The following is a 22,808-nucleotide window of genomic DNA, read 5'->3' as shown; positions in this document are numbered from 1 at the left end:
GACCACGGGCCCGTCACCGGGTAGGGGCGAGAGCATGGCTGCAGATATGAGCACGGACATGGGAACGGGAACGGCGCCGCTCTTCCGCGGGCTCGTCGACGACGCCGGACTGTTCCCGCCGACCGGACTGCCGATGGCCGAGGCCCTGGAGCGGCACAGGAACGACCTGGCCGGCAACGACCCGGTGCTCACCCACCGGTTCCTCTGCCCGGCCGGCCGCCTGGAAGAGCTCCGCGACCACCTGACCTTCCCGATCCGGCTCGGCCTGATCATGGACACCCCCGCCCTCCCGCCACTCGACGGCCTCGCCGTCGAGCTGGTCGAGGTGCGGCAGGCGGCGGACGAGACGCCTCAGGCCGTGTCGGAGCGGCTGGCCGACGGGCTGCCCGGCGGGGCCAGGCTCTTCGTCGAGGTGCCCCTCGACGGCCGTGGCTCCCTGCCGCGCGACGGCTCGGGCCCCGGCCTGAAGTTCCGCTGCGGCGGGCTGACCGCCGACGCCTTTCCCGGTGCCGCCGACCTGGGCGCCCTCATCGCGCACTGCGCGGAGTACGGTGTGCCGTTCAAGGCGACCGCGGGCCTGCACAACGCGGTCCGCCACTTCGACTCCGCGCTGGGCGTGGACCGGCACGGCTTCCTCAACCTGGTCCTAGCGGTCTGCGCGGCGGTGGAGGGCCGCGACCCGGTGCCGGTGTTGAAGCTGACCGACGTCGGCGAGTTGGTGCGGCTCGCGCGGGCCGTGCCCCAGGAGACCGCGACGCGCGCCAGGAAGCTGCTGGTCTCGTACGGATCATGCAGCACGAGCACCCCGATCGAGGACCTGACGGCCCTGGGCCTCGTCGCCCGGCGTCCGCGCGCGACCACCCACACAACAAAGGAGAGCAAGTGATGGCTTGGGGCCCGGAGAACCTGCCCTACGGAGTCTTCTCCCGCCACGAGGGGGAGACCCCTCGCGTCGGCGTCCGGTACGGCGATCAGATCGTCGACCTGGCCGGGGCCCTGCACGACGAGGTGTTCGCCACCGGCTCGCTCAACGCCTTCATGGCCAGGGGTCCGGTCGCGTGGCGCGACACCCGCGCCCTGATCCAGAACAAGCTCCGCACCGACCTGTCGGTGGTCGAGCCGCACCTCGTCCCGCTGGAGCAGGTGACGCTGCACCTGCCGATCGAGGTGGCCGACTACGTCGACTTCTACTGCTCGCTGGAGCACGCCTCCAACCTGGGCCGAATGTTCCGCCCCGACGAGGAGCCGCTCAAGCCGAACTGGCGGCACCTGCCGGTCGGCTACCACGGCAGGGCCGGGACCGTCGTCGCCTCCGGCACCCCGATCACCCGGCCGTCCGGGCAGCGCGGCGCGGGGGTCTTCGGCCCATCCGTCAAGCTGGACATCGAGGCGGAGCTGGGCTTCGTCGTCGGCGCGCCGACGACCCTCGGCGACCGGGCCGGACGCTTCGAAGACCACGTGTTCGGCGTGACCCTGGTGAACGACTGGAGCGCCCGCGACATCCAGGCCTGGGAGTACGTCCCGCTCGGCCCGTTCCTCGGCAAGTCCTTCGCCACCTCGATCTCACCGTGGATCACCCCGCTCGCCGCCCTGTCCGAGGCCCGCGTCGAGGGCAGGACGCAGGATCCCGAGCCGCTCGGCTACCTGCGCCGCGACGAGCCCTGGGGGCTCGACCTGCGGCTGGAGGTCGCGGTGAACGGCGAGGTCGTCTCCCGTCCCCCTTATCGGGACATGTACTGGACGCCGGACCAGATGCTCGCCCACATGACCGTCAACGGCGCCGCGCTGCGCACCGGCGATCTCTACGCCAGCGGCACGATCTCCGGCACCGGGCCGGGCGAGCGCGGCTCGCTGATCGAACTGACCTGGAACGGGACCGAGCCGCTCAAGCTGCCCGACGGCTCTGTCCGGACCTTCCTGGAGGACGGGGACACCGTTACGATCACCGCGACGGCCCCGGGACCCGACGGAACCGTGATCACCCTGGGCGAGGTGTCGGGCAGGATCTCACCCGCGAACCGCCCCTGACAGGCGTCGAGTAGAAGACATACGGTAGGGAAAGGAACCTCCCCGACGTCCGACCCGTTGAACAAGGCAGGAGGGCCGGAGCATGGATTACTGGGTCATCTGGCTGATCCTGGCAGTCGTGCTGGGAATCGCCGAGATCTTCACCCTGACCACCGCTCTCGGCCTGCTCGGGGGGGCGGCCCTCGTCGCCTCCGTCGCCGCCGGCCTCGGACTGCCGATTCCGCTCCAGCTCCTGGTCTTCGCCGCCTCCCTGGGGGCGGGGGTGGTCGCGATCCGGCCCATCGCCAGGCGTCACCTCAAAGGGCTGCAGCCCCGGAGCCAGCGGTTCGGGATCCAGGCGATCGTCGGCAGATCCGCGTACGTGCTACGCGAGGTGACCGGCCAGGACGGCCGGGTGCGGATCGGCGGCGAGGAGTGGTCCGCCAGAGCCTACGACGAGACCCTGGTGATACCCGCCGGGGCGACCGTCGACGTCATCGAGATCGAGGGCGCGACCGCTCTCGTGTATCCGCGGGAGTGACTTCATGGACGCTCTGCTCATAGCTGTGATCCTCATCGTCCTGTTGGCGGTGTTCACCGTGGTCCGCTCGGTGCGCATCGTCCCGCAGGCGCGGGCCCGAAACGTGGAGCGGCTCGGCCGCTACCACAGCACACTCAAGCCCGGCCTCAACTTCGTGATCCCGTACATCGACCGGGTCTATCCGATGATCGACCTGCGCGAGCAGGTCGTCTCCTTCCAGCCCCAGCCGGTGATCACCGAGGACAACCTGGTCGTCGAGATCGACACGGTTCTGTACTTCCAGGTGACCGATCCCCGGGCTGCGGCGTACGAGATCGCCAACTACATCCAGGCCGTCGAGCAGCTCACGGTCACCACGCTGCGCAACGTCGTCGGCTCGCTGGACCTGGAGATGACGCTGACCTCGCGTGACACGATCAACAGCCAGCTCCGCGGCGTGCTCGACGAGGCGACCGGCAAGTGGGGCATCCGGGTCAACCGGGTGGAGATCAAGGCCATCGACCCGCCGAAGAGCATCAAGGAGGCGATGGAGAAGCAGATGCGCGCCGAGCGTGACAAGCGTGCGGCGATCCTCAACGCCGAGGGCCAGCGGCAGTCGCAGATCCTCACCGCCGAGGGTGACAAGCAGAGCGCGATCCTGCGGGCCGAGGGTGACCGGAGCGCCGCGATCCTCAAGGCCGAGGGCCAGTCCCAGGCCATCGACGAGGTCTTCCAGGCCGTGCACCGCAACGACCCCGACCCCAAGCTGCTGGCGTACCAGTACCTCCAGGTGCTGCCCGAGCTGGCCAAGGGCCCGAACAACACCTTCTGGGTGATCCCCAGCGAGGTCACCTCGGCCATCCAGGGCGTCTCCAAGGCGTTCACCGAGGCGCTGCCGCAGTCGTCGGCCACCCGCGAGGCTCCCAGGGTCAACGAGGCCGCCGAGGAGGAGCGGAAGCAGGCCGAGCAGGCCGCCGCCGAGGCGGTCGCCGAGGCCGCCGAGGCCGACCTGGGCCCCCGCCAGCTCAACGCGGCCCCGCCCTCCCTGCCCACCGACGGTCTCACGGTCCCCCAGGAGGAGCAGCACCGCACCACCCCTTGAGCCCCTGCGGCTTGTACGGGGAACGCCCCCTGAACCCCACTCCCGGCTGTCCCCGAACGGCCGTTCGGACAGCCGGGCACCGGCCCGGCCCCGTGTCTCCGGCGGCGATCGTCGCCGGAGACACGGGGCCGGTGTGAGAGCGCCGGGTCTCAGACACGGCCGGCGCCGATCTTCTTCAACCACACGTCACAGTTCTTACAGGCGCTGCGCGCCTGCCATTTCCCGGACGTGCTGTTCCAGGTCTCGGCGTGGAAATAGAGGGTTTCCGCCTTGATTTCAGACTTTTTCGTGATTTTCCTGGCGATGAGGAGCTTGTTCATGGCGTCGACCTCCGCGCAGGCGTTCACCGGCCAGTCCTCCACCTGGGGCACGCCGACCAGCAGTTCCTCCATGACCGCATGCCGCTTGTCCGCGTAGGTGTAGGCGCCACTGGTGCCGGTGTAGGTCTTTCCCGTGATCGTGTCGGCGAGGCCCACGATCACCGTGCCGACCGCGACCCCCTTTCCTCCGGGGTGCTTGTTGCGCAGGCTGACGGCCTCCTCCCGGGCACTGGCGGTGATCCTCTCGTGCCGTGCCTTCGCCTGCGCCTCGGCCTCCTGGCGGTCCGCCTCGGCCTTCTTGGTCAGGTAGTAGGCCCAGCCGCCCCCGTCGTTGTCGTTCACCCAGTCGATGAACGCCGCCCGCGCGCTCGCCTCGCTCGTACCACCGATGATCGCGGACTCCAGACGCCTCAGCCTGTTCATCAGAAGCTCGACGCCGTCCTTCTCCCTGTCCACGATCGTCATCTTCCTGAAGAATCCGTCCAGCAGCGCCCAGGCGCCGAAAGCCCATTCCTTGACGCCTGTGGTGGGGACCCGGTCGCCCACCGTGGGCGGGGCGACGTACGGCTGATCGGTCATGGCGTGCCTTTCCTTTCGGTTCGCACCAGCATCCGCGCGAGCGATGTACGACCGATTACCGAGCGATATATTCCAACTGCAACCAGTGAAAAGGCGCCGCCCAGAAAGGGACGCCGCATTCCCGGCCCCGATCCGAGCCCGCCGGACGGCAGAGGCCGCACGCCTGTCCGATTTAAGGTCAAATGCCCGGGTACATCGTTAGTCCTCGGGGGTCGAGCGTGAAGCAACGCTGTGGGCGGGGTTAAGAAAACCGCGATGGACACCCCCGAAGGCGGCCGGGCACAGTGCGTAGGGTTCGGAGTTGAGGGGGGATCCGCGATGAAAGCGCTGGTCAAGGAGAGGGCCGAACCCGGCCTGTGGCTGGTCGACGTACCGGAACCGTCGGTCGGCGCCGGGGAGGTGCTGATCAAGGTGCTGCGGACCGGGATCTGCGGGACGGATCTGCACATCCGGAGTTTCGACGCCTGGGCCCGGCAGACCCTGCGAACGCCGCTCGTCGTCGGGCACGAGTTCTGCGGCGAGGTCGTCGAGGTGGCACCGGGCGTGGAGGACATCGCCCCCGGTGATCTGGTCAGCGGCGAGGGGCACCTGGTCTGCGGCAAGTGCCGCAACTGCATGGCCGGACGGCGGCACCTGTGCCGCAGCACGGTCGGGCTGGGGGTCAACCGGGACGGCGCCTTCGCCGAGTACGTGACGCTCCCGGCCTCCAACGTCTGGGTGCACCGGGTCCCGGTGGACCTCGACGTGGCGGCGATCTTCGACCCGTTCGGCAACGCGGTGCACACCGCCCTGACGTTCCCGATGGTCGGCGAGGACGTGCTGATCACCGGGGCCGGGCCGATCGGGCTGATGGCCGCCGCGGTGGCCACCCACGTGGGCGCCCGCAACGTGGTCATCACCGATGTCAGCCACGAACGGCTGGCCATCGCGAACAAGCTGGGCGTCACCCTGGCGCTGAACGTCGCCGAGAGGTCCGTCGCCGACGGCCTGCGTGAGCTCGGCATGCGGGAGGGCTTCGACGTGGGTCTTGAGATGTCCGGGAACCCGCGGGCGCTCCGCGACATGATCGCCAACATGTCGCACGGCGGGAAGATCGCCATGCTCGGGCTGCCCGCCGAGGAGTTCGCCGTCGACTTCGCGACCATCGTGACCTCGATGATCACCATCAAGGGCATCTACGGCCGGGAGATGTACGAGACGTGGTACGCCATGTCCGTGCTCCTGGAGAAGGGCCTCGACCTCTCCCCCGTGATCACCGACCGCTTCTCCTACCGCGACTTCGACGCGGCCTTCGACACCGCCGCCGGCGGCAGGACCGGCAAGGTCATCCTGGACTGGACGGCCTGATGTCCGGCGCGGCTTCGACACCGTCACCGTCGCCGGCAGGGTCACCCCGGACCTGGACCACCTGATGTCCGGCTCCCACCGCGACTCCGACACCGCCGCCGGCGGCAGGACCGGCAAGATCACCTTGGATTGGACCGCCTGATGTTCGACAACGTCCGCGACGACTTCCGTACCACCCTGAACGAGATCGCATCCGCCGGGCTGCTCAAGCCGGAGCGGGTCATCACCACCCCGCAGCGCGCCGACATCGCCGTGGCCGGCGGCGGTGAGGTGCTGAACTTCTGCGCCAACAACTACCTGGGCCTGGCCGACCACCCCGAGGTGATCGCCGCCGCCAAGGAGGCCCTCGACCGCTGGGGCTTCGGCATGGCCTCGGTCCGCTTCATCTGCGGCACCCAGGAGGTGCACAAGGAGCTGGAGGCGCGACTGTCGGCCTTCCTCGGCCAGGAGGACACCGTCCTCTACAGCTCGTGCTTCGACGCCAACGGCGGCGTCTTCGAGACCCTGCTCGACGACCGGGACGCGGTGATCTCCGACGCGCTCAACCACGCGAGCGTCATCGACGGCATCCGCCTGTCCAAGGCCCGGCGGCTGCGCTACGCCAACCGCGACCTGGCCGAGCTGGAGGCGCGGCTCAAGGAGTCCGCCGACGCCCGGCGCAGGCTGATCGTCACCGACGGCGTCTTCTCCATGGACGGCTACGTCGCGCCGCTGGCGGAGATCTGCGACCTGGCGGAGCGGTACGGGGCCATGGTGATGGTCGACGACTCGCACGCCGTCGGCTTCGTCGGCAGCGGAGGCGGGGGCACCCCCGAGCTGCACGGTGTGCGGGACCGGGTCGACATCCTCACCGGCACGCTCGGCAAGGCGCTCGGCGGGGCCAGCGGCGGTTACGTCGCGGCCCGCAAGGAGATCTGCGAGCTGCTCCGCCAGCGCTCGCGCCCCTACCTGTTCTCCAACTCCCTGGCCCCGGTGATCGCCGCCGCGTCGCTGCGCGTCCTCGACCTGATCAGCGGCTCGGACGAGGCCCGCACCCGGCTGCGCGCCAACACCGAGCGGTTCCGCATCGGGATGATCGAGGCCGGGTTCGACATCCTGCCCGGCGACCACCCCATCGTCCCGGTGATGATCGGCGACGCCGCCGAGGCCGCCGCGATGGCCGAACGCCTGCTGGAGCTGGGCGTCTACGTGATCGGCTTCTCCTACCCCGTCGTCCCGCACGGCCAGGCCAGGATCCGGGTCCAGCTCTCGGCGGCCCACTCCACCGAGGACGTCGACCGGGCCCTGGAGGCGTTCGCCACGGCCCGCGGCTGAGTTCCGCTCCCGGCCTCGCGGATGGGCACTCGTCACGGCCCCGTTGCCGTGACGAGATCGCCGCGACGGGATCACCGGGGCTCGGCCCTGCTCGCGCACGACGCGCGGGACCGACCCGCGCCGTTCGCCCTCCGGTCAGCTCTCCACGTTCGGCGCGAACAGGTCGACGCCGTTGCCGTCCGGGTCGTGGATCACCGCGTACCGCTGCCCCCAGAACGCGTCCCACGGCTCCTTGTCCCCCTCATATCCGAGAAGGACCAGCTGCTCGTACGCCTCGTCCACCTCGGCCGGAGTGTCGAACCGGAACGCCAGCGACATCCCCTGCCCGTTCCCGGGCCGCCAGTCGGGGTAGAACGATTGGATCGTCTCGACCGTGTCCCAGGCGAGGCGCAGGCCGCCGGGCAGGACCGCCTCGACGTGCGGCTGCCCGTCGGCCTCCGGCGGCACCTCCAGGCCGAGCAGCCGGTAGAAGGCCAGCGAGCGCCCCATGTCCTCGACGACCATGCCGATGACGTCCAGCTGGGCTTTCATATCAAGTCCTCCGATCACGGGTTCGCGGTGGGATGTCGTGAGGTGTCCTGGATCGCGGACCGCCCCCGGTACGGCTCAACCTAGCCCCGCCTCCCGGCTGCGGTCTTGTAGGAAACGGACACGGTCGGCGGACGGTTCAGCCGGAATCGTGCCGACGGGAGCGTGACCCCGAGGACATCGCGTACGAACGACCTCGGGGAGAATACGGAGGTGATAGAGACACGGCGGCTCAGGACCCTGCGGGCGGTGGCCGACCACCGCACGGTCACCGCGGCCGCCGCCGCGCTGCACCTGACCCCCTCGGCGGTCTCCCAGCAGCTCGCCGCCCTGGAGCACGAGGTGGGCCACCGGTTGCTCGACCGCGACGGCCGGGGCGTACGGCTGACCGCCGTCGGCCGCATCCTGCTGGGCCACACCAACGAGATCCTCGCCCAGCTTGAGCGGGCCGGGGCCGACATCGCCGCCTACACGGCCGGTACGACGGGCGAGGTGAAGGTGGCCTCGTTCGCCACCGCGATCGGGCTCCTGGTGGCCCCGGCCGTCGGCGTCCTGCGGGACTCCGAACCCGGCATCCGGGTGCGGGTCCTGGACGCCGAGGGCGACCAGAGCCTCACCATGGTCCTGGACGGCTCGGTGGACGCGGCCGTGGCCGTGGAGTATCGCGGGGCCCCCGCCGAGGACGACCGGCGCCTGTCGCGCATCCCGCTCTACTCCGAACCGTTCGACGTGGTGCTCTCCCGGGACCACGCTCTCGCGGAGCGCGAGGTGACGGTCGCGGACCTGGCCGGGGAGACCTGGATCGGCCCCTACCCGGGCAATCCCTGCCACGACGTGATCGCGCTGGCCTGCGAGCACGCGGGCTTCACCCCCGAGTTCGCCCACTCCTCGGACGACTTCAGCGCGGTGGTCGCGCTGGCCGCCGCCGGGGCCGGGGTGGCGATGGTGCCCCGCCTGGCGCTGCGCGGCACCGACCTGTCCGGCGTCGAGATCCGCCGGGTCGCGGGCCCGGAACGCCGGGTCTTCACCGCCGTACGCCGGGGCGCGGAACGGCACCCCCTGCTCGTCCCCCTGCTGGACGCCCTCCGGCACACCGCGACGGCCCTGGACCGGGCCTCGTCACCGTGACGAGATCGCCGCGGAGTTCCCGGTGGAGGGCCCGTCGTCACCGGGTCCCGGGGCACCGGTTGGAGATCGTCCCTGTCCCGGGCACCCGCGCCGGTCATCACCTCGCGGTGCCTGCTCTCCCCTCCGCAGGAAGCGATGGAGGTGCCCGAGGAAGAGACGATGTCTGCGACGGTAAAGGTGACGGCTCGTGACGACCACCATCAGGGTGACCGCTGAGGTCATCCCAACGATCACTGCCTGAATCACCGGATACATATCGCCCACCTGTCCGAAAAATCCTCCTTTAGCGAACTTATTCGTTGACCGGCGGGCTCATGGATGCATCGTGACCTGCGCTTTTACTCAGGCAGCTCAAGGCGCGAGCCCCTTGACGGCGGCCTCACCCGGTGGTCTCCAACAGATCTTCGTCGGCGAACACGGCCGGGGCACTCCCGAACCACACGGCGCAGGAGACCGGATCGGCCTCCTCATCGACACCCTCGGCGAGGCGCTCGGCGACGCAGACCCATCGGCCGTCATCGCGATGCGACGATCGATATTCGGTATGGCCGAAGATACGTTCGGTTCATGCGAAACATCGCAGCGCCCATCGTTCCCATCTTCGCGACGCGGATCCGCTGGCTAGTATCGCGACGTGACGGACGACGCCCTCCACGACCATGCCATTGACGCCTTCATCGCGGCGGCCAATGCCGATGACCCGGCGCGGCGGGCCACGCTGCTGAGTCGTGCCCTCACCGGCGACGTCGTCTTCTGGGGGCCGCTGGGCCGAGGGGTCGGGCGCAAGGCGGTCGAGGACTTCATCACCGAGGTGGTGCGGGGGCACCCGTCGGGCCCCACCCGGATGGTCCGCACCACCCGGGTGGACGCACCGGGAGAGTGGGCGCGTTTCGGGTGGCGCTACGAGGACGCCTCAGGCCGGAGCCTGCTGACCGGGATGGACGTGGTGCACGTCACCATCGAGGGGGACATCGACGAAATAGTGATCTTCGCCGACCCGCCGGAGTGATCTCCGATTTACCCGGGTGCCGGACGCGCTCCAGCACATCGCGACGACACCGCGTCGGGCCCGTCTCCGCAAGTCTTCGATGTGGCCGAAGATGCGTTCGGTTGTACCGAAGCGTCGTGGCACCCATCGTTTCCGTGCGGCGAGGCTCGCGAGCAGGCTCCGGCATCGAGATAAGACCCCCGGCGGGGTGCTCCAACGGGGGAAGTGGAGCTGGAGCGGCATATGTCGCAGGTTCTTCGTGGGGGACGACCTACGTGCCGCTACCCGCCGAGGGTGGTTCTGATGGCTCCCAACGAGTACCGGGAGCAGCGCCTCACCCTATTGAGGCGGAGGCATCCAGGCGAAGGCGGGCGTTCCAGGGAGAAGATCATCCGGAGGCGGCGGGGCTGACGTCTCGATGGGACCCTCGTCAGAGGGCGGAACGACGGGAAGCTCGCACCAGACGGTCCGGCCGGGATGCCGGCCGTGGGAGCGGTAGCCCCAGTTCCCGCCGGAGAGCATGCCGACGATCGCCAGTCCCCGGCCGTTCTCCATGAGCAGACATGCCGGGTCCGCCCGAGCGCACGGTTCCTCAGTGCTCAGGCCCGTGTCCGCGACCTCGACGCGCAGCAACCCGCCGTACGCCAGCAACCGCAGCACCAGCGGATCGTTACCGGCGGTCCCACCATCGGAAGCCCTGGTGCCGGAGACCTCGGCCTGCCCGGCGACCCCGCGCCGGGCGTGCCGGACCGCGTTGGTCACCAGCTCGGACACGGCCAGCCGCGCGTTCTCATAGGCCGGATGATGCTCCCCCAGCCATTTACGGACCTCCTCCCGCGCCCGCGAGGCGGCCTCGACATTACTGGGCAGAAGTATTTCGCTGAACGTCTCCGGTTCCATGGAATTGCCCCTTCCGACCGAATCAAGCCGACCTGCTTTCACCGGAGCCATTAACTGACATCCCGTGGCAGCCATAGCTCGACAGGTACACCGTCCCAAACTCCGAGGCACAGCGGAAGCCGATCCGCGCTTATCACGGGTTCACAGTTCACGAAGTAAGTTCACAACACTGTGAACCCGCGAGAACTTAATATCCATTCCCCCGGCAATGAAAATGAAGGAGACTGCTAAAGAGGCAACGAGAGGAGACCGAGATGAGCATCGCCGTGGAGCCGGAGCCCGAGCCGGACTCGGAGCCGGAGTTCGATACGTATTCATACGAATCCACACGCGTTCAATTCGGCAGAGAGCTACGGAAATACCGGATTTTGTCTGGATTTACCCAGAGGCAACTCTGTACCGTGGTCCCCATCGCCGTGAGCCATCTGAGCATGTTGGAGAACGGTCACCGGGCGCCCACCAGGAAGCTGGCCCACCAGCTGGACGAGGCATTCGACCTGGGCACCACACTCGTCGACCTACTGGACCGCCTGGACCGTACGGCCGCCCAACTCCCCCAGTGGTTCCGCCCCTGGCTGGAGTTCGAACGCGAGGCGGAGTCCATGCGCATGTGGGAGCCTCTGATGGTGCCGGGCCTTCTCCAAACCGAGGAGTACGCACGGGCCGTACTAAGCCGTGAGCCCGACATCACCGACGAAGAGGCCGAAGAACGCGTCGCCGCACGGATGGACCGGCAGGGCATCCTCAGGAGACCGAAACCTCCAACGCTCTGGATCGTCCTGGACGAGGGCATCCTGCACCGCCCCATCGCCGATCCAGAGGTGATGAGGGGCCAACTCCAGCACCTTCTTGAGGCTGCGGAAAGCCCCTGGATCTTTCTTCAGGTGCTCCCATACGATGCACACAGTGTGATTGGCCTGCTAGGCGGCTTCGTAATAGCGGACATGTCAAAAAACGCACCTCCGGTGGCCTACATCGATTCCCAAACCATCGGGAATCGAGTAAGCGAGAGGCTCGAAGAGGTGAAAAGGCTAGGATTCAGGCATAACCTAATACGAGCGGACGCTCTCCCTCGGAGCGATTCACGCGACATGATCAAGGAGGCGATTCAGAGATGGACGACCTGACCCAGGAACTCCGCACCGCCCACTGGCGCAAATCCACGCTCTCTGGGAGCGACGGAAGCAACTGCGTCGAAATCGCCAACCTCTCCAACAACCACCGAGCCATCCGCGACAGCAAAAACCCCACCGGCCCCTCCCTCATCCTCACCCCCCACCAGTGGACCACCTTCGTCACCACCGTCAAGAACGGTGACTGCGACTGATCTCAAATGCACCCCCGCCAAGAAACCCCCCGGTTACGCCTTCGGGGGGTTTCTCTGTGTGTCAGAGGAAGTCAGTCACTCCGATCGATTGGATCACCGGCGCCCATCACAGTCAGCTCCAGTTCTCGGGCGGACCGTCCTGTAGGTCCTCGACGCTCACTCCTGGCAGGTCGTTGAGCAGTCGCCCCCACACCTGCTTTCCTGCGAGCGTCAGCACGGTGCGATCGGTCCGGTTACCCCAGTAGGCAGCCTCTGCCACGTCGATCGGCACCATATCGACTCCGAGGTCCGCCCAGGTGCCGGAGATCCCTCGCTGGGCATCCCCGTCGAGGTCGAATTTAACGGGGTCGTATCCAACGCCGAGTTTCACGACAACCTCATCGAGGGCCGGCCGGGGATTACGGGCCAGGAGTTCCGCGTCCAGATATTCTCGCTGGTCCATGGTGAGGTGTGCTCGTGCGGTGATCACCGACACGGCAGGCAGGAGAAGACCGTCAGGGACACGACGTTTGATCGCATGGACCACGCCGACTGCCTGGTCGTGCCCTTGGGCGTAAGCGGTGATGAGCGAGGTGTCGAGGATGAACTTGGCACTCACGCCGTGGCCCGGCCGGCGTACTTGGCGATCAGTTCCTCGGCTCGACGCTCACCGGCGGCGAACCCCTCGGGGTTGGAGGTGCGGATCGCCTCGATGCGACGCGCCTCTCGCTCCTTGGCAGCCCGGTAATCCTGCTGCATCTGTCGGTGAACAGCCTGAGCGATGTACTCGGCAGGCGTGATGTCCTGACCGGTCTCGGCAATCCACTGCCTGGCCTCGGCGAGCAGATCGGCGGGAAGTTCGTTGCTCATGTCCCGAGCGTAGTGCAGGCGCGTTGCACAGACCGGGAATCGATTGAGAGCTTCACAGTGCAGAACATCGGCAACACCCCCGGCCGGCTCAAAGAGCCGACCGAGGGCGCAGGTTAATGATCAAGATGAGAACCTGGTCCAGAACGTCAGGCCCGCGATACGTAGCGAGTCTGCACCTCGGTGAAGGTCTCGAGACCCCAGCGGCCCTTTTCCACCCCGAGGCCACTGTGCTTGACACCTGTAAGCGGCTGGGAGAAGCCGAGCGTGGACTGGTGGGTGTTGACCCACACCTGCCCGGCCTCCAACCGGTCGGCGACTGCGTTGGCACGGTCGAGGTCCGCACTCCACACCGAGGCGCCGAGGCCGAAGTAGCCGTGGTCGGCCTGGGTGACGGCCTCGCCAAGGTCGGCGTAGGGGACCACCGGAAGGACCGGCCCGAACTGCTCTTCGTCGACGACGCGCATCCCTGCGGCGGCGTTGGCGACGATGGTGGGCGGGTAGAAGTAGCCTGGCCGGTTCTCGGGCCGGCCACCGGCGGCCACCGTGGCACCTTTGGTGTTCGCGTCCTCGACGAGCGCGGACACGAAGTCGAGCTGCGCGCGGTTCTGCAGTGGCCCCATGTTGGTGTTCTCGTCCAGCCCTGACCCGAGCTTCACCGATGGGACGAGTTCGACGAGTGCGTCGACGAGTGCGTCGTGCAGGTGCGCAGGGACGTAGATGCGCTTGATCGCGATGCAGACCTGCCCGGAGTTGGTGAATGCGGCCCAGAAGAGCTTCGGTGCAATCGCCTCGACATCGACATCGTCGAGCAGGATCGCCGGGTCGTTGCCGCCCAGTTCGAGGGTCACCCGCTTGAGGTCCTTGGCGGCGGCCGCGGCGATCGCCTTCCCGGTGGGAATCGAACCGGTAAAGGTGATCTTCCGCGGGACGGGGTGGTCGACCAGCATGGGCCCGAGTTCGTCGGTGCCCGACACGACGTTCAGCACCCCCGCCGGGAACACCTCGCGCAATATCTCCCCGACACGGAGCGTGGCGAGTGGGGTGTAGGGCGACGGCTTGACCACCACGCAGTTGCCGGCCGCTAGCGCTGGGCCGATTTTGAGGCCCATCATGTACGCGGGAACGTTCCACGGGGTGATCGCAACGACCGGCCCCACCGGACGCCGCAACACCTCCACTCGCTCGGTCTCACCGTCGCTGAGGACTTCGCCGGCTACTTTGAGGTCGGCGAAGTACCGCAGGGCGGAGATCACGCCCATCACCAGCCCCTTGGAGAAGGCCAGCGGAGCGCCGAGCTCAAGGGTCGAAAGCCGGGCGATCTCGTCAATCGAGGCAGCGACCGCGTCAGCGCCCTGACGCATCATCTGTGCCCGGGCGTCCACTGACTCGGCAGCCCACCCGGGCTGCGCCGCCGCCATCGCCGACATGACGTCTTCGACGTGCTCCGCCTCCGCGGCGGGGGCGTGCGCGGCCACCTCCCCCGTCGACGGGTCCACGACCGGAAGCGAGCGCGGTGTCCGTACGGCCCGGCCCCCGATCGTCATCGTCAACTTCGCGTCCGACATCCCGCGCCCTTTCTCGAGCCTGTCCTCATTGCGGTTGAGTATGTAGTAGCCGCCGAAGCGGTCGCTCTTGGTGACCTGGCCTTGGTGCGAGCACCCGGTGGCACTCCACCTCCGGGTCGTACAAGTCCAGGGTGCGAAGGTCCCGGGTCGGACTCGTGGTCGAGGTCACAAGCCGGTCCTTTTGCGAGGCCGTGCTCCGGGAAGTGGCTGCTGTGCCGATAGGAATTTGCGACCACGTCACGGCTCGTCCCGGTCCCAGGATGGAGGTGTCCGTGCGTCGTGTAGTGGGCTGCTGCGATCGCCGCACCCGCGAACACTCGCCGGAGCGGTGGACCCGGCTTCGTCCCGCGTCAGTCCAGTGTGATGACCGCGCGCCCCTTGACCTGGCCGTTCCTGAGTCGATCGTAGACGGCGTCCACTTCGGCGAAGGGGTACTTCTCGACCTCGACTCCAATCGCTCCTGACGCTGCCAGCGCGACGACCTCGTGCAGGTCGGGGATGGACCCCATCCCGGAGCGGGTGACCGAGGTGTCGCGCTGCAGCGAGCGATGATCGACGGTTATCGATCCGCCTGCGCCACCGATGAGCGTGATCTCGGCCATACTTCCCGCTGCGGCGGCGCAGAAAGCCCCGCTGGCGTCGCTCCCGACGAAGTCCACGACGAGGTCGGCACCACGGCCCGCAGTCACCTCCTTCACCGCCGCCGCGGCGTGGGGCCCTGCCAGGATCGCGTGGTGGGCACCGAGCTTGCGCGCGAACTCGAGCTTGTCCTGGCTGATGTCGACGGCGACGACGGTGGCGGCCGAGGTCGCCCGCGCGATCTGGACCGCCAGGTGCCCGAGCCCTCCGACGCCGACGACCACGAGCGTCGACATCGGCGACACCAGCTTGTGGGCGGAGCGGCGGATCGCGTGGTACGGCGTCAGACCGGCGTCCGCCAACGGAGCGGCCTCGAACACGTCAAGGTTCTCTGGCAGCGGGACGACGTAACGCGCGTCGGGGACGAGCTGATAGTCGGCCAGCCCCCCATCGCGGCCGATCCCGGCCAGGTTCGCCCCGTTGAAGCACCAGTGATCCAGTCCGCTCGCGCAGCGGATGCAGCGTCCGCACCCCCACGAGATGTAGACCAGCACGGGCTGCTCAACGTGGAGCCCGGTCACGCCCTCGCCCAGCTCGGCAACCCACCCCGACACTTCGTGCCCCAGCGTGAAGGGCAGCGGGGGCGTGAAACCGGCTTCGGCGTCCATCAGGGTGACGTCAGTGTGGCAGGCGCCGACCCCCGCGACCTTGACCAGCACCTCGCCCGGTCCCGGTCGGGGAGTGGGCACCTCGACGACTGCCGGCGGCTCGCCTGGCTTGATCAGACGGAACGCTCTCATCCGGTCGTCCTGGCGCCTGCGGAGAAGGTGACGGGCAGGGTGGCCAGCTCCCGGCGGAACCCGGGGAGCCACTCGACGTTGTCCGGATCCTTCAGCCGGTAGTCCGGCAGACGGCGCAACACCTGCTCGATGACGACCTGCATTTCGAGCCGGGCGAGGGGTTCTCCGACGCAGCGGTGGATACCGACGCCGAACGACAGATGCGGGTTGGGCTTGCGCTCGAGGTCGACCTCGTCCGGTCGATCGAAGACCTTGTCGTCACGATTTCCGCTGCCGAAGAGGATTCCGACCTTGTCGCCGGCCTTGAACCGGTGCCCGGCGAACTCGCAGTCCCGGGTGACGGTCCGGGCGAACATCTGCGACGGCGCTTCGAGCCGGAGAATCTCGTTGATCGTGGCGGGGATCAGCGCCGGGTCGTCGATCAGCCGCTGCCGCAGCTCCATGTCGAGGCCCAACATCAAGAACGTGCTCGTCAGCGACCTGATCGTGGTGGCGTGCCCGGCCTCCCCGACCAGGATCGCCATTCCCAGCACCTGGTCCGGGGCCAGCGGCGCGCCGTCCACCTCCGCGGTGACGAGGAGGCTGAGCAGGTCGTCCTTGGGGTCGGCCCGCTTGCGGTCGAGCACCTCCCGGAAGAACGACATCAATTCACGGGCGACCTCCTCGTTCTCGGCGAGCAGTTGCTCCCGGGAGGTCTGCAGCAGCCTCGGACCGAAGCTGCGCAGCCGCTGCCACTCACCGTCTTGCAGGCCGAGGAAAAGTTCGGTCAGGCGCGAGGGGACGACCTCGCACAGCTCCGCCTTGAGGTCGGCCTCGCCCCGCTCGATGAAGGCGTCGATGAGCTCGGCGGTGACCTCCTCGACGTACTCCCCGAACTTCGCGACCTGCCTGGGCCGGAACAGCGGCAGCAGCAAGGCGCGGAAGGCCTTGTGCTCGGGCGGGTCCGCCTCCAGGGGAAGGGCCGGGATCGGCAGTCCGAAATGGGGAATCGTGACACCCTGGCCGGATGCGAACAGGTCAGGCTGGGTGAGCGCGGCCTTGATGTCCTCGTATCGCGTCAGCATGTAGTAACCGCCGAAGCGATCGCTGTGGACCACCCTGCTCTTGGAGCGCAGGTCCGCGTAGCGCTCGTAGAGCTCGTCCTGCGCCCCCGGCTCGTTGAGATCGAAGGTCGGTAGCTGTGCCGCGTTGGACATCGCCGTCTCCATGTTCCTGTCTCCTAAACTCGCGGCCATGGCGCCCGCTCGTTGCCGAAACGTTGGGCGGGCTGTCCACCCCACCGTGATGCCGTGATTCAGCAGGCATCACTAGGATCATGAGTCACGAAATTTCGTGGGATACTATGAAGTATCGCTGCACGCAACCTATGGCACCCTCCCTCCGGGAGTCAACAACCGATGAAGGCGTCGACGTTGAGAGTGCTGGGCGTCGAAGGGCCGAAGCCGCTCTCGGACTGCAGGCGGTGCGCCTGAGCGATGACGCCAACACCTTGAACGACGCCGAGGATCTCGACCCACATTCTGGACAAGAGGAACCGGCCCGATCAGGCCACCTTCTCCTGCACGTCGTGCGGTTTCGCTGAGCACGCCGACGTCAACGCGGCCCGCGACATCGCCTCGCGCGGTATGGCGGGCTGGGCAGTGAGTCACGCTGCCGACGACGCGGCCTGAACCGTCGAACCCATCGACGGCGAGGAGCTGCACGCTCGGTCGTTTACGACCGAGACCCAACCGGCTCGAACATAGGGGACATGGTCCCGCCAGGGGCCGTGCTGCGGATCAGGGCTGGGACGCCGCGATGAGTTTCGCGACGTCGGAGGCATAGACGGTCGTCCAGTGCGGATGCAGCCGGTAGTAGACCACGTCGTTGTCCCAGTCGAAGGCATCGTCGCCGTAGAAGTCCTTGAAGTACGCGAGCAGGTCCGGCCAGTCCGCGGCCGGCTCGCCGTCCTGGGGGTTGAGGATCTCCACCGTGCCGTGCGTGAACACGCCAAGCTCCTCACCGCGCATGTGCGCGGCGCTGACCGCGGGCCGGGCGGCGAGGTGGCGGGCCTTGGCGGCGTTGCGCGCCGTGCCGAAGTGCCACTTTCCGTGCAGGAAGTGCCCGTCCACACCGCTGATCCGCGGCTCGCCCTTCGCCGTCACGGTGGACAGCGCGAGGGGGCACATGCCGGTGAGAACCTGGGTGAGCTGCTCCGCGGTCAGGGTGCGCTCGCCGCTGATGATCGAGCGGAGGTGCGAGGTGGAGCGGGAGAGGGAGGCGTCGAGAAGGGCCTGAAGCTCTTTGAGCTCCTCGGGCGTTTCGCGCATTAGAGTCCTTGTCCATCCGTAGGGCCCGGTCCACACGCCGTCGACGCCGACCGGTGAATCCATGTTCCACCCAAAACCCGACACCTTGTGTCGTATTTCCTCACCCGTCTCGCGGCCCTCGGCGGGCCGCCCAGCCGGATGCCACACCCGGCGACACCGACGGCATGCGCGGCGGCGGGATCTCCCCTGCCTGCGAACCCCGGCCTGGGCGCCCGCTCACTCTCACTCCTGAGAGTCAATGATGAGTTGACCTATAATAAACATGCTCATCATTAATGGGGGTGATCATGGACAAGCCCGTAGGGATGTTCGACCGTGACTACGAGTGGTCGGAACTGTCGCGCTTCGTCCGCTACCCGGGACCGGAGGCAACTCTGGGCGTGGTGTCCGGACGTCGTCGTCAAGGTAAGACCTTCCTGCTGGACGCGGTCTGCCGGGCGACGGGAGGGTTCTACTTCGCCGCGACCGAGGCGACCGAGACCGAGTCTCTCCAGCAGTTCGGTACGGCACTCGCCCGCCATCTCGGTGAGCCGGTCCCGCGCAGGTTCGCGCACTGGGACGAGGCCATCGAGTTCCTCATGACCATCGCCGCCGGACCGACTCCCGTGGTCATCGATGAGTTTCCCTATCTGGCCAAGGCGTCTCCGCAGCTTCCCTCCCTGATCCAACGGGCCCTCGGCCCTCAGGGGCAACGTCAGGGCAGCGCGATACGGCTCCTGCTGTGTGGGTCGGCACTGTCCTTCATGGGGTCGCTGCTCGCGGGAACCGCGCCGCTCCGTGGCCGGGCGAGCCTGGAGTTGGTGGTCCCCACTCTTGACTACCGGTTGGCCCGGGATTTCTGGGACATCTCCGATCCCGCCCTGGCGCTGCTCGTCAACGCCGTCGTTGGCGGCACTCCCGCCTATCGGCGCGAGTTCACCCTTGGCGACGTCCCCGACGGCATCGAGGACTTTGGACCGTGGGTGATCCGCAACGTGCTCAACCCGGGGCGCCCGCTGTTCCGTGAAGCCCGCTTCCTCCTCGCCGAAGAACCGGAGCTACGGGACGTCGCCCTGTATCACGGTGTTCTGTCGGCGATCGCGAACGGCAACCACACCCGCGGCGGCATCGCCGGATACCTTGGCCGCAAGTCCACCGACCTGAGTCATTCCCTGACGCTCCTGGAAGACGTCGGAATGATCGCCCGAGATCCGGACGCCTTCCATGGAAAGCGTTCCACCTACCGCATCACCGAACCCATTCTCAGCTTCTATCACGCGATCATGAGGCCGGAATGGACCGACCTGGAGCGTCCCGGTTATGCCGGGCAGGTCTGGGACCGTTCGCAGACGGCGTTTCGCAGCAAAGTCCTCGGTCCACACTTCGAACACCTCGCCCGCACCTGGACACGCTGGTACGCCCATTCCGAAACCCTCGGTGGTCTGCGTACCCACGTCGCCTCCGGGATCCTGCCCGACCCGGCGGCCAGGAACAGCCACGAAATCGACGTCGTCGTCTTTGGTCGTGACAGCGAGGGTAAGGAGGTCATCCTCGCGATCGGTGAGGCGAAGTACGGCGACGTCATCGGCCGCGGCCACCTTGAGCGCCTTGAGCGCCTCCGTGAGCTGCTCATCCGCCGCGACGACCGCGCCACCCCCGGCACCCGGCTGCTACTGTTCAGCGCCACCGGCTTCATGCCTCAACTGCGAGAAGCCACGCAGACCCGCGTGGATGTACAACTCGTTGACCTGGCCCGTCTCTACGAGGGTGCCTGAGCTTCCGACGTTCGAAGATCGTCACCCTTGCCGAGGGCGACTCGATCACCTTCCCCCGCAGCCGCCCGCACGTCGTCGGCGACCCCTCGGAGACCGTCACCGCCGTCGCGACGTGGCTCATCGTCCGCCGCCGGTATCCGGGCGTACGGCCGAAGACGTCACCCGGTTTCCTCCCGCAGGCCGAGGGTCAGCGTGAGGCTGCTCGGGATCGCGGCGAAGGCGTCGCGGGTGTGGGCGGCCAGTTCGGCGCGGGTGGGGGCTCCGGGCCGGGATGTCCATGTCTCCAGGGCGCAGTGGAACGCGGCGACGAGCATGTCGAGGGCGAGCCTGAGGCGCAGGTCGCGCGGATCGGCCAGGTTGAACCTGCGGTGCAGGACCGCGAGTGCGGCGCGGCTGGTGCGGTCGCAGAAGTGCAGGCCGTGCGCGTCCATCGAGGGGGTTTTCTCCGCGAGTCGGCGGCTGAGCCGAACACGGTCCTCCCAGCCCTCGGTGGGCATTCGGTCGAGGGCGGCGAGCAGGGCGTCCTGGAGCATCTCCAGGACGGAGCGACCACCGGGTTCGCGGGATTCGAGGTCGTCGAGAAAGACGGTCCACAGATCGTGGACGGGCGCCATCGCCACGTCTTCCTTACTGCTGAAGTTACGGAAGAAGGTGCGTTTGGAGACCTCGACCGCCGCGCAGAGCTCGTCGAGTGTCGCGCCGTCGAAACCCCGTTCGGTGAACAGTTCCAGAGCGGTGTCGATCAGCGCCTGGCGGGTGCGGAGCTTCTTGCGCTCGCGCAGCGGCAGCCGGTCGGCGGGAGTGATCGGTGTGGTCATCGCGGCCAGTCTAACGGAGCATGAATGCCCCTTATAGGCTTATGCCACTCAGTGGCATTATGATGATCGCCGATGCCCTCACGAAAGGCGTACAGACCCATGCGTGCTCTGCTTGTCGACCGTTCCCTAGCCGGTGGACTGCGATTCGGCGAGGCCCCCGATCCCGATCCCTCCCCCGGCCAGGCGCTGATCAGGGTGGCCGCGACCTCCCTCAACTACGGCGAGGTCAAGTTCGGCCTGGAGAACGCACCCGAGGGCAGCGTGCCGGGCTGGGACGCGGCCGGGGTGGTGGAGCGAGCCGCCGCCGACGGCTCCGGCCCGGCCGCCGGCACCCCGGTGGTGACGCTCGCCGCCGACGGCGCGTGGGCGGAGCTGCGCGCCGTCGACACGGAGCTGATCGGCACGGTGCCGCAAGGCGCCGACCTCGGCGCGGTCGGTACCGTCCCGGTGGCGGGCGCCAGCGCACTGCGTGCCCTGCACCGGCTCGGCCCGATCGTCGGCAGACGGGTACTGATCACCGGTGCCACCGGCGGAGTCGGTCGGTACGCCGTGCAGCTCGCCCGGCTCGGCGGCGCGTACGTGGTGGCCTCCACCGGTGACCCCGAAGCGCACGGCGACGGCCTGCGGGCGCTGGGTGCGCACGAGGTGGTGGCCGGGCCGTCCGAGGTCGACGCCCCGGTGGACGGCATCGTCGAACTGGTCGGCGGACGCCAACTCGTGGACGGCTTCGACAAGCTCGCCGAGGGCGGCACACTCGTGTCCGTCGGGCACGCGACCAGCGACGGCGAGCACTTCCCGTTCGGGGCGCTGTTCGGCGACCAGGGCCGCCACGACCGCTCGATCGTCACCTTCTTCCTGCTCGCCTGCTCGGACCTGGCACCGGACCTGACCTGGCTGGCCGGGCAGGTCGCGGCCGGCCGCCTGGACCCGCAGATCTCCTGGCGGGGCGGCTGGGACAAGGCCGCCGAGGCGGTCGAGGCTCTCCGCGGCCGCAGGCTGCACGGCAAGGCGGTTCTCGACATCGGCTGAGCCGGTCGCGTTTCCCCGATTCGCGAACGGCGGGCAGGCGACCAGACGCTCTTTCCTTGATGATCCGGGTGTTTCCGCACAGCGGGGCATGCGGAAACACCCGGATCACGGAAGAGTCGGCAGCGCCCTTTCGGCCCCACTCCGAGATCCGCCGGCAGGCCCTCCGTTGGAAATGAAAACGATTCTTTACATGACCTTGAACATGACTGTATGTTGTCTCTCGATCACCCTACGCACTCAAACGAATGTAGGTGAGCAACCATGCCGGACAACGGCACCGAACACCCCCCGGACCCCCGGGTGGCGTTCGCGGACGCCACGGCGGCCAGCACGGGAGAGACGAGCGAGCGGCCGGGAGCGGCCGACCGCGTCGCGGTCGTCGCGAAGAGCGACGACCACCTTCCCCCGGTGGCCGGCGAGGCGCTCGACGACAGGCCCCTCGCCCTGCGATTCACGGAAGCGGAGGAGTAGACATGCAGCTGCGTTTCCGTAACCGCTACGGCTCCAAGGTGTGGGTCGCGATCATGTTCTACAGCCCTGACGGCTGCCGCGACTACGGCCAGTGGGGCACCCGGGGCTGGTGGGCCATCGACCCGGGCGGCGAGGCGTTCGTCCTCAACACCAACAACCGCTACGCCGCCTACTACGCCGAGGCCGCCAACGGCGCCGTCTGGACCGGCGCCTACGGCCCGATGTACGTCTATCAGAACGCCTTCGACTCCTGCATCAACATCGGCAGCACCGCGGCCAGGCGCGTGGGCACCCGTCTGATCGACATGAACGGCTACTCCACGTACTACGTCAACCTCGTCGCCTGATCCGCCTCCTCACCTGACGCCCCGACCGGCACCGACCGTCCGGCCCCGTGGTGAGGACCCAACTGAGCGCCTCCTGCGTGACGGACACCGATCTCCCTTCTCCGGGTCCGTCCCCTTCTACCGGGAGGCGCTCGCCCCCAGAGCATCCGCCGGAAACCGCACGGTACCGGACCGCCTCCCGCCCCGCGCATCGAGACCCATGCCGACGAGCACGTGACCTTCGGCAG

General features: G+C 68.1%; 26 protein-coding genes. 15 read left to right on the top strand and 11 right to left on the bottom strand.

From position 1 onward, the window contains the following. Positions 1-34 precede the first annotated feature (34 nt). The 4 genes from AB0K21_RS13985 (at position 35) to AB0K21_RS13970 (ending at position 3,629) form a co-directional block, all read left to right on the top strand. Positions 35-886, top strand: coding sequence for a hypothetical protein (locus tag AB0K21_RS13985; protein WP_364149839.1), 852 nt, complete (start codon positions 35-37; stop codon positions 884-886). Further along, on the top strand, positions 886-2,028 hold the full coding sequence (gene fahA, locus AB0K21_RS13980; protein WP_364149837.1) for a fumarylacetoacetase: 1,143 nt from the start codon (positions 886-888) through the stop codon (positions 2,026-2,028). Before AB0K21_RS13985 ends, fahA begins: the two co-directional genes overlap by 1 nt. Before the next feature lie 82 nt (positions 2,029-2,110). Next, positions 2,111-2,548, top strand: a complete 438-nt coding sequence (locus AB0K21_RS13975; protein ID WP_343974916.1) for an NfeD family protein — start codon at positions 2,111-2,113, stop codon at positions 2,546-2,548. 4 nt (positions 2,549-2,552) lie between these two features. Beyond that, the gene (locus AB0K21_RS13970) at positions 2,553-3,629 is read left to right on the top strand and encodes an SPFH domain-containing protein (RefSeq protein ID WP_364149835.1); all 1,077 of its coding nucleotides are present in this window, start codon (positions 2,553-2,555) and stop codon (positions 3,627-3,629) included. A gap of 149 nt (positions 3,630-3,778) precedes the next feature. Here AB0K21_RS13970 and AB0K21_RS13965 read toward each other — a convergent pair whose 3' ends face one another. Next, positions 3,779-4,528 carry a hypothetical protein gene (locus tag AB0K21_RS13965; protein ID WP_364149833.1) on the bottom strand — a complete coding sequence of 250 codons (750 nt, stop codon included), beginning with the start codon at positions 4,526-4,528 and terminating at the stop codon, positions 3,779-3,781. A gap of 318 nt (positions 4,529-4,846) precedes the next feature. Between AB0K21_RS13965 and tdh the strand changes: the two genes are divergently transcribed. Beyond that, a complete protein-coding gene (gene tdh / locus AB0K21_RS13960) occupies positions 4,847-5,875 on the top strand; it encodes an L-threonine 3-dehydrogenase (protein ID WP_343974925.1) in 1,029 nt (342 codons plus the stop codon). A 141-nt stretch (positions 5,876-6,016) separates the two neighbouring features. Further along, positions 6,017-7,189 (top strand): glycine C-acetyltransferase, encoded by a 1,173-nt coding sequence (locus tag AB0K21_RS13955; RefSeq protein ID WP_364149831.1) that lies wholly within the window; start codon positions 6,017-6,019, stop codon positions 7,187-7,189. A gap of 135 nt (positions 7,190-7,324) precedes the next feature. Here AB0K21_RS13955 and AB0K21_RS13950 read toward each other — a convergent pair whose 3' ends face one another. Continuing rightward, positions 7,325-7,720, bottom strand: a complete 396-nt coding sequence (locus tag AB0K21_RS13950) for a VOC family protein (RefSeq protein WP_364149829.1) — start codon at positions 7,718-7,720, stop codon at positions 7,325-7,327. Positions 7,721-7,930: 210 nt separating this feature from the next. On the opposite strand from AB0K21_RS13950, the gene AB0K21_RS13945 reads away from it, so the two are divergent. Next, positions 7,931-8,845 (top strand): LysR family transcriptional regulator, encoded by a 915-nt coding sequence (locus tag AB0K21_RS13945; protein WP_364149827.1) that lies wholly within the window; start codon positions 7,931-7,933, stop codon positions 8,843-8,845. A gap of 634 nt (positions 8,846-9,479) precedes the next feature. Beyond that, positions 9,480-9,854 carry a nuclear transport factor 2 family protein gene (locus AB0K21_RS13940; RefSeq protein ID WP_364149825.1) on the top strand — a complete coding sequence of 125 codons (375 nt, stop codon included), beginning with the start codon at positions 9,480-9,482 and terminating at the stop codon, positions 9,852-9,854. A 318-nt stretch (positions 9,855-10,172) separates the two neighbouring features. On the opposite strand, the gene AB0K21_RS13935 is transcribed toward AB0K21_RS13940, so the two are convergent. Then, a complete protein-coding gene (locus AB0K21_RS13935) occupies positions 10,173-10,733 on the bottom strand; it encodes an ATP-binding protein (protein ID WP_343974940.1) in 561 nt (186 codons plus the stop codon). Between the two features lie 254 nt (positions 10,734-10,987). On the opposite strand from AB0K21_RS13935, the gene AB0K21_RS13930 reads away from it, so the two are divergent. Together AB0K21_RS13930 and AB0K21_RS13925 are read left to right on the top strand one after the other, a co-directional pair. Continuing rightward, the gene (locus AB0K21_RS13930; protein WP_364149823.1) at positions 10,988-11,860 is read left to right on the top strand and encodes a Scr1 family TA system antitoxin-like transcriptional regulator; all 873 of its coding nucleotides are present in this window, start codon (positions 10,988-10,990) and stop codon (positions 11,858-11,860) included. Then, entirely contained in the window at positions 11,848-12,060 is a 213-nt protein-coding gene (locus AB0K21_RS13925; protein WP_364149821.1) for a DUF397 domain-containing protein, read from the top strand. The genes AB0K21_RS13930 and AB0K21_RS13925 overlap by 13 nt, the downstream gene beginning before the upstream one ends. A 112-nt stretch (positions 12,061-12,172) precedes the next feature. Here AB0K21_RS13925 and AB0K21_RS13920 read toward each other — a convergent pair whose 3' ends face one another. From AB0K21_RS13920 to AB0K21_RS13895, 6 genes are all read right to left on the bottom strand, one after another. Beyond that, positions 12,173-12,658, bottom strand: coding sequence for a hypothetical protein (locus AB0K21_RS13920; RefSeq protein ID WP_343974949.1), 486 nt, complete (start codon positions 12,656-12,658; stop codon positions 12,173-12,175). Beyond that, positions 12,655-12,909 (bottom strand): hypothetical protein, encoded by a 255-nt coding sequence (locus AB0K21_RS13915; RefSeq protein ID WP_343974952.1) that lies wholly within the window; start codon positions 12,907-12,909, stop codon positions 12,655-12,657. Before AB0K21_RS13915 ends, AB0K21_RS13920 begins: the two co-directional genes overlap by 4 nt. Positions 12,910-13,055: 146 nt before the next feature. Continuing rightward, positions 13,056-14,474 (bottom strand): aldehyde dehydrogenase family protein, encoded by a 1,419-nt coding sequence (locus tag AB0K21_RS13910; RefSeq protein WP_343974955.1) that lies wholly within the window; start codon positions 14,472-14,474, stop codon positions 13,056-13,058. A gap of 350 nt (positions 14,475-14,824) precedes the next feature. Continuing rightward, positions 14,825-15,853: an NAD(P)-dependent alcohol dehydrogenase gene (locus tag AB0K21_RS13905; RefSeq protein ID WP_343974958.1), complete on the bottom strand. Its 1,029-nt coding sequence runs from the start codon at positions 15,851-15,853 to the stop codon at positions 14,825-14,827. Next, on the bottom strand, positions 15,850-17,061 hold the full coding sequence (locus AB0K21_RS13900; protein ID WP_343974961.1) for a cytochrome P450: 1,212 nt from the start codon (positions 17,059-17,061) through the stop codon (positions 15,850-15,852). Before AB0K21_RS13900 ends, AB0K21_RS13905 begins: the two co-directional genes overlap by 4 nt. A 179-nt stretch (positions 17,062-17,240) precedes the next feature. Then, entirely contained in the window at positions 17,241-17,372 is a 132-nt protein-coding gene (locus AB0K21_RS13895) for a hypothetical protein (protein ID WP_364149818.1), read from the bottom strand. On the opposite strand from AB0K21_RS13895, the gene AB0K21_RS13890 reads away from it, so the two are divergent. Further along, positions 17,359-17,523, top strand: coding sequence for a zinc ribbon domain-containing protein (locus AB0K21_RS13890; RefSeq protein WP_364150317.1), 165 nt, complete (start codon positions 17,359-17,361; stop codon positions 17,521-17,523). The two genes, AB0K21_RS13895 and AB0K21_RS13890, sit on opposite strands and share 14 nt — an antisense overlap. Before the next feature lie 108 nt (positions 17,524-17,631). On the opposite strand, the gene AB0K21_RS13885 is transcribed toward AB0K21_RS13890, so the two are convergent. Further along, positions 17,632-18,162 (bottom strand): pyridoxamine 5'-phosphate oxidase family protein, encoded by a 531-nt coding sequence (locus tag AB0K21_RS13885; RefSeq protein ID WP_343974964.1) that lies wholly within the window; start codon positions 18,160-18,162, stop codon positions 17,632-17,634. Positions 18,163-18,449: 287 nt separating this feature from the next. Between AB0K21_RS13885 and AB0K21_RS13880 the strand changes: the two genes are divergently transcribed. After that, complete coding sequence (locus AB0K21_RS13880; protein WP_364149816.1) at positions 18,450-19,916, top strand: ATP-binding protein; 1,467 nt, start codon at positions 18,450-18,452, stop codon at positions 19,914-19,916. 158 nt (positions 19,917-20,074) lie between these two features. Here AB0K21_RS13880 and AB0K21_RS13875 read toward each other — a convergent pair whose 3' ends face one another. Next, positions 20,075-20,734 carry a TetR family transcriptional regulator gene (locus AB0K21_RS13875; protein ID WP_364149814.1) on the bottom strand — a complete coding sequence of 220 codons (660 nt, stop codon included), beginning with the start codon at positions 20,732-20,734 and terminating at the stop codon, positions 20,075-20,077. A 99-nt stretch (positions 20,735-20,833) separates the two neighbouring features. On the opposite strand from AB0K21_RS13875, the gene AB0K21_RS13870 reads away from it, so the two are divergent. From AB0K21_RS13870 to AB0K21_RS13860, 3 genes are all read left to right on the top strand, one after another. Next, on the top strand, positions 20,834-21,763 hold the full coding sequence (locus AB0K21_RS13870) for a zinc-binding dehydrogenase (RefSeq protein ID WP_343974973.1): 930 nt from the start codon (positions 20,834-20,836) through the stop codon (positions 21,761-21,763). Positions 21,764-22,024: 261 nt separating this feature from the next. Further along, complete coding sequence (locus tag AB0K21_RS13865; protein ID WP_343974976.1) at positions 22,025-22,234, top strand: hypothetical protein; 210 nt, start codon at positions 22,025-22,027, stop codon at positions 22,232-22,234. A 2-nt stretch (positions 22,235-22,236) separates the two neighbouring features. Further along, complete coding sequence (locus AB0K21_RS13860) at positions 22,237-22,581, top strand: DUF1036 domain-containing protein (protein ID WP_343974979.1); 345 nt, start codon at positions 22,237-22,239, stop codon at positions 22,579-22,581. The last annotated feature ends 227 nt before the right edge of the window (positions 22,582-22,808 follow it).

It is taken from the genome of Streptosporangium sp. NPDC049248 (genome assembly GCF_040678965.1).
Lineage (GTDB): Bacteria > Actinomycetota > Actinomycetes > Streptosporangiales > Streptosporangiaceae > Streptosporangium > Streptosporangium fukuiense.
Note: the sequence above shows the minus strand (reverse complement) of the source record. Positions and strands in the feature narration are given on the sequence as shown.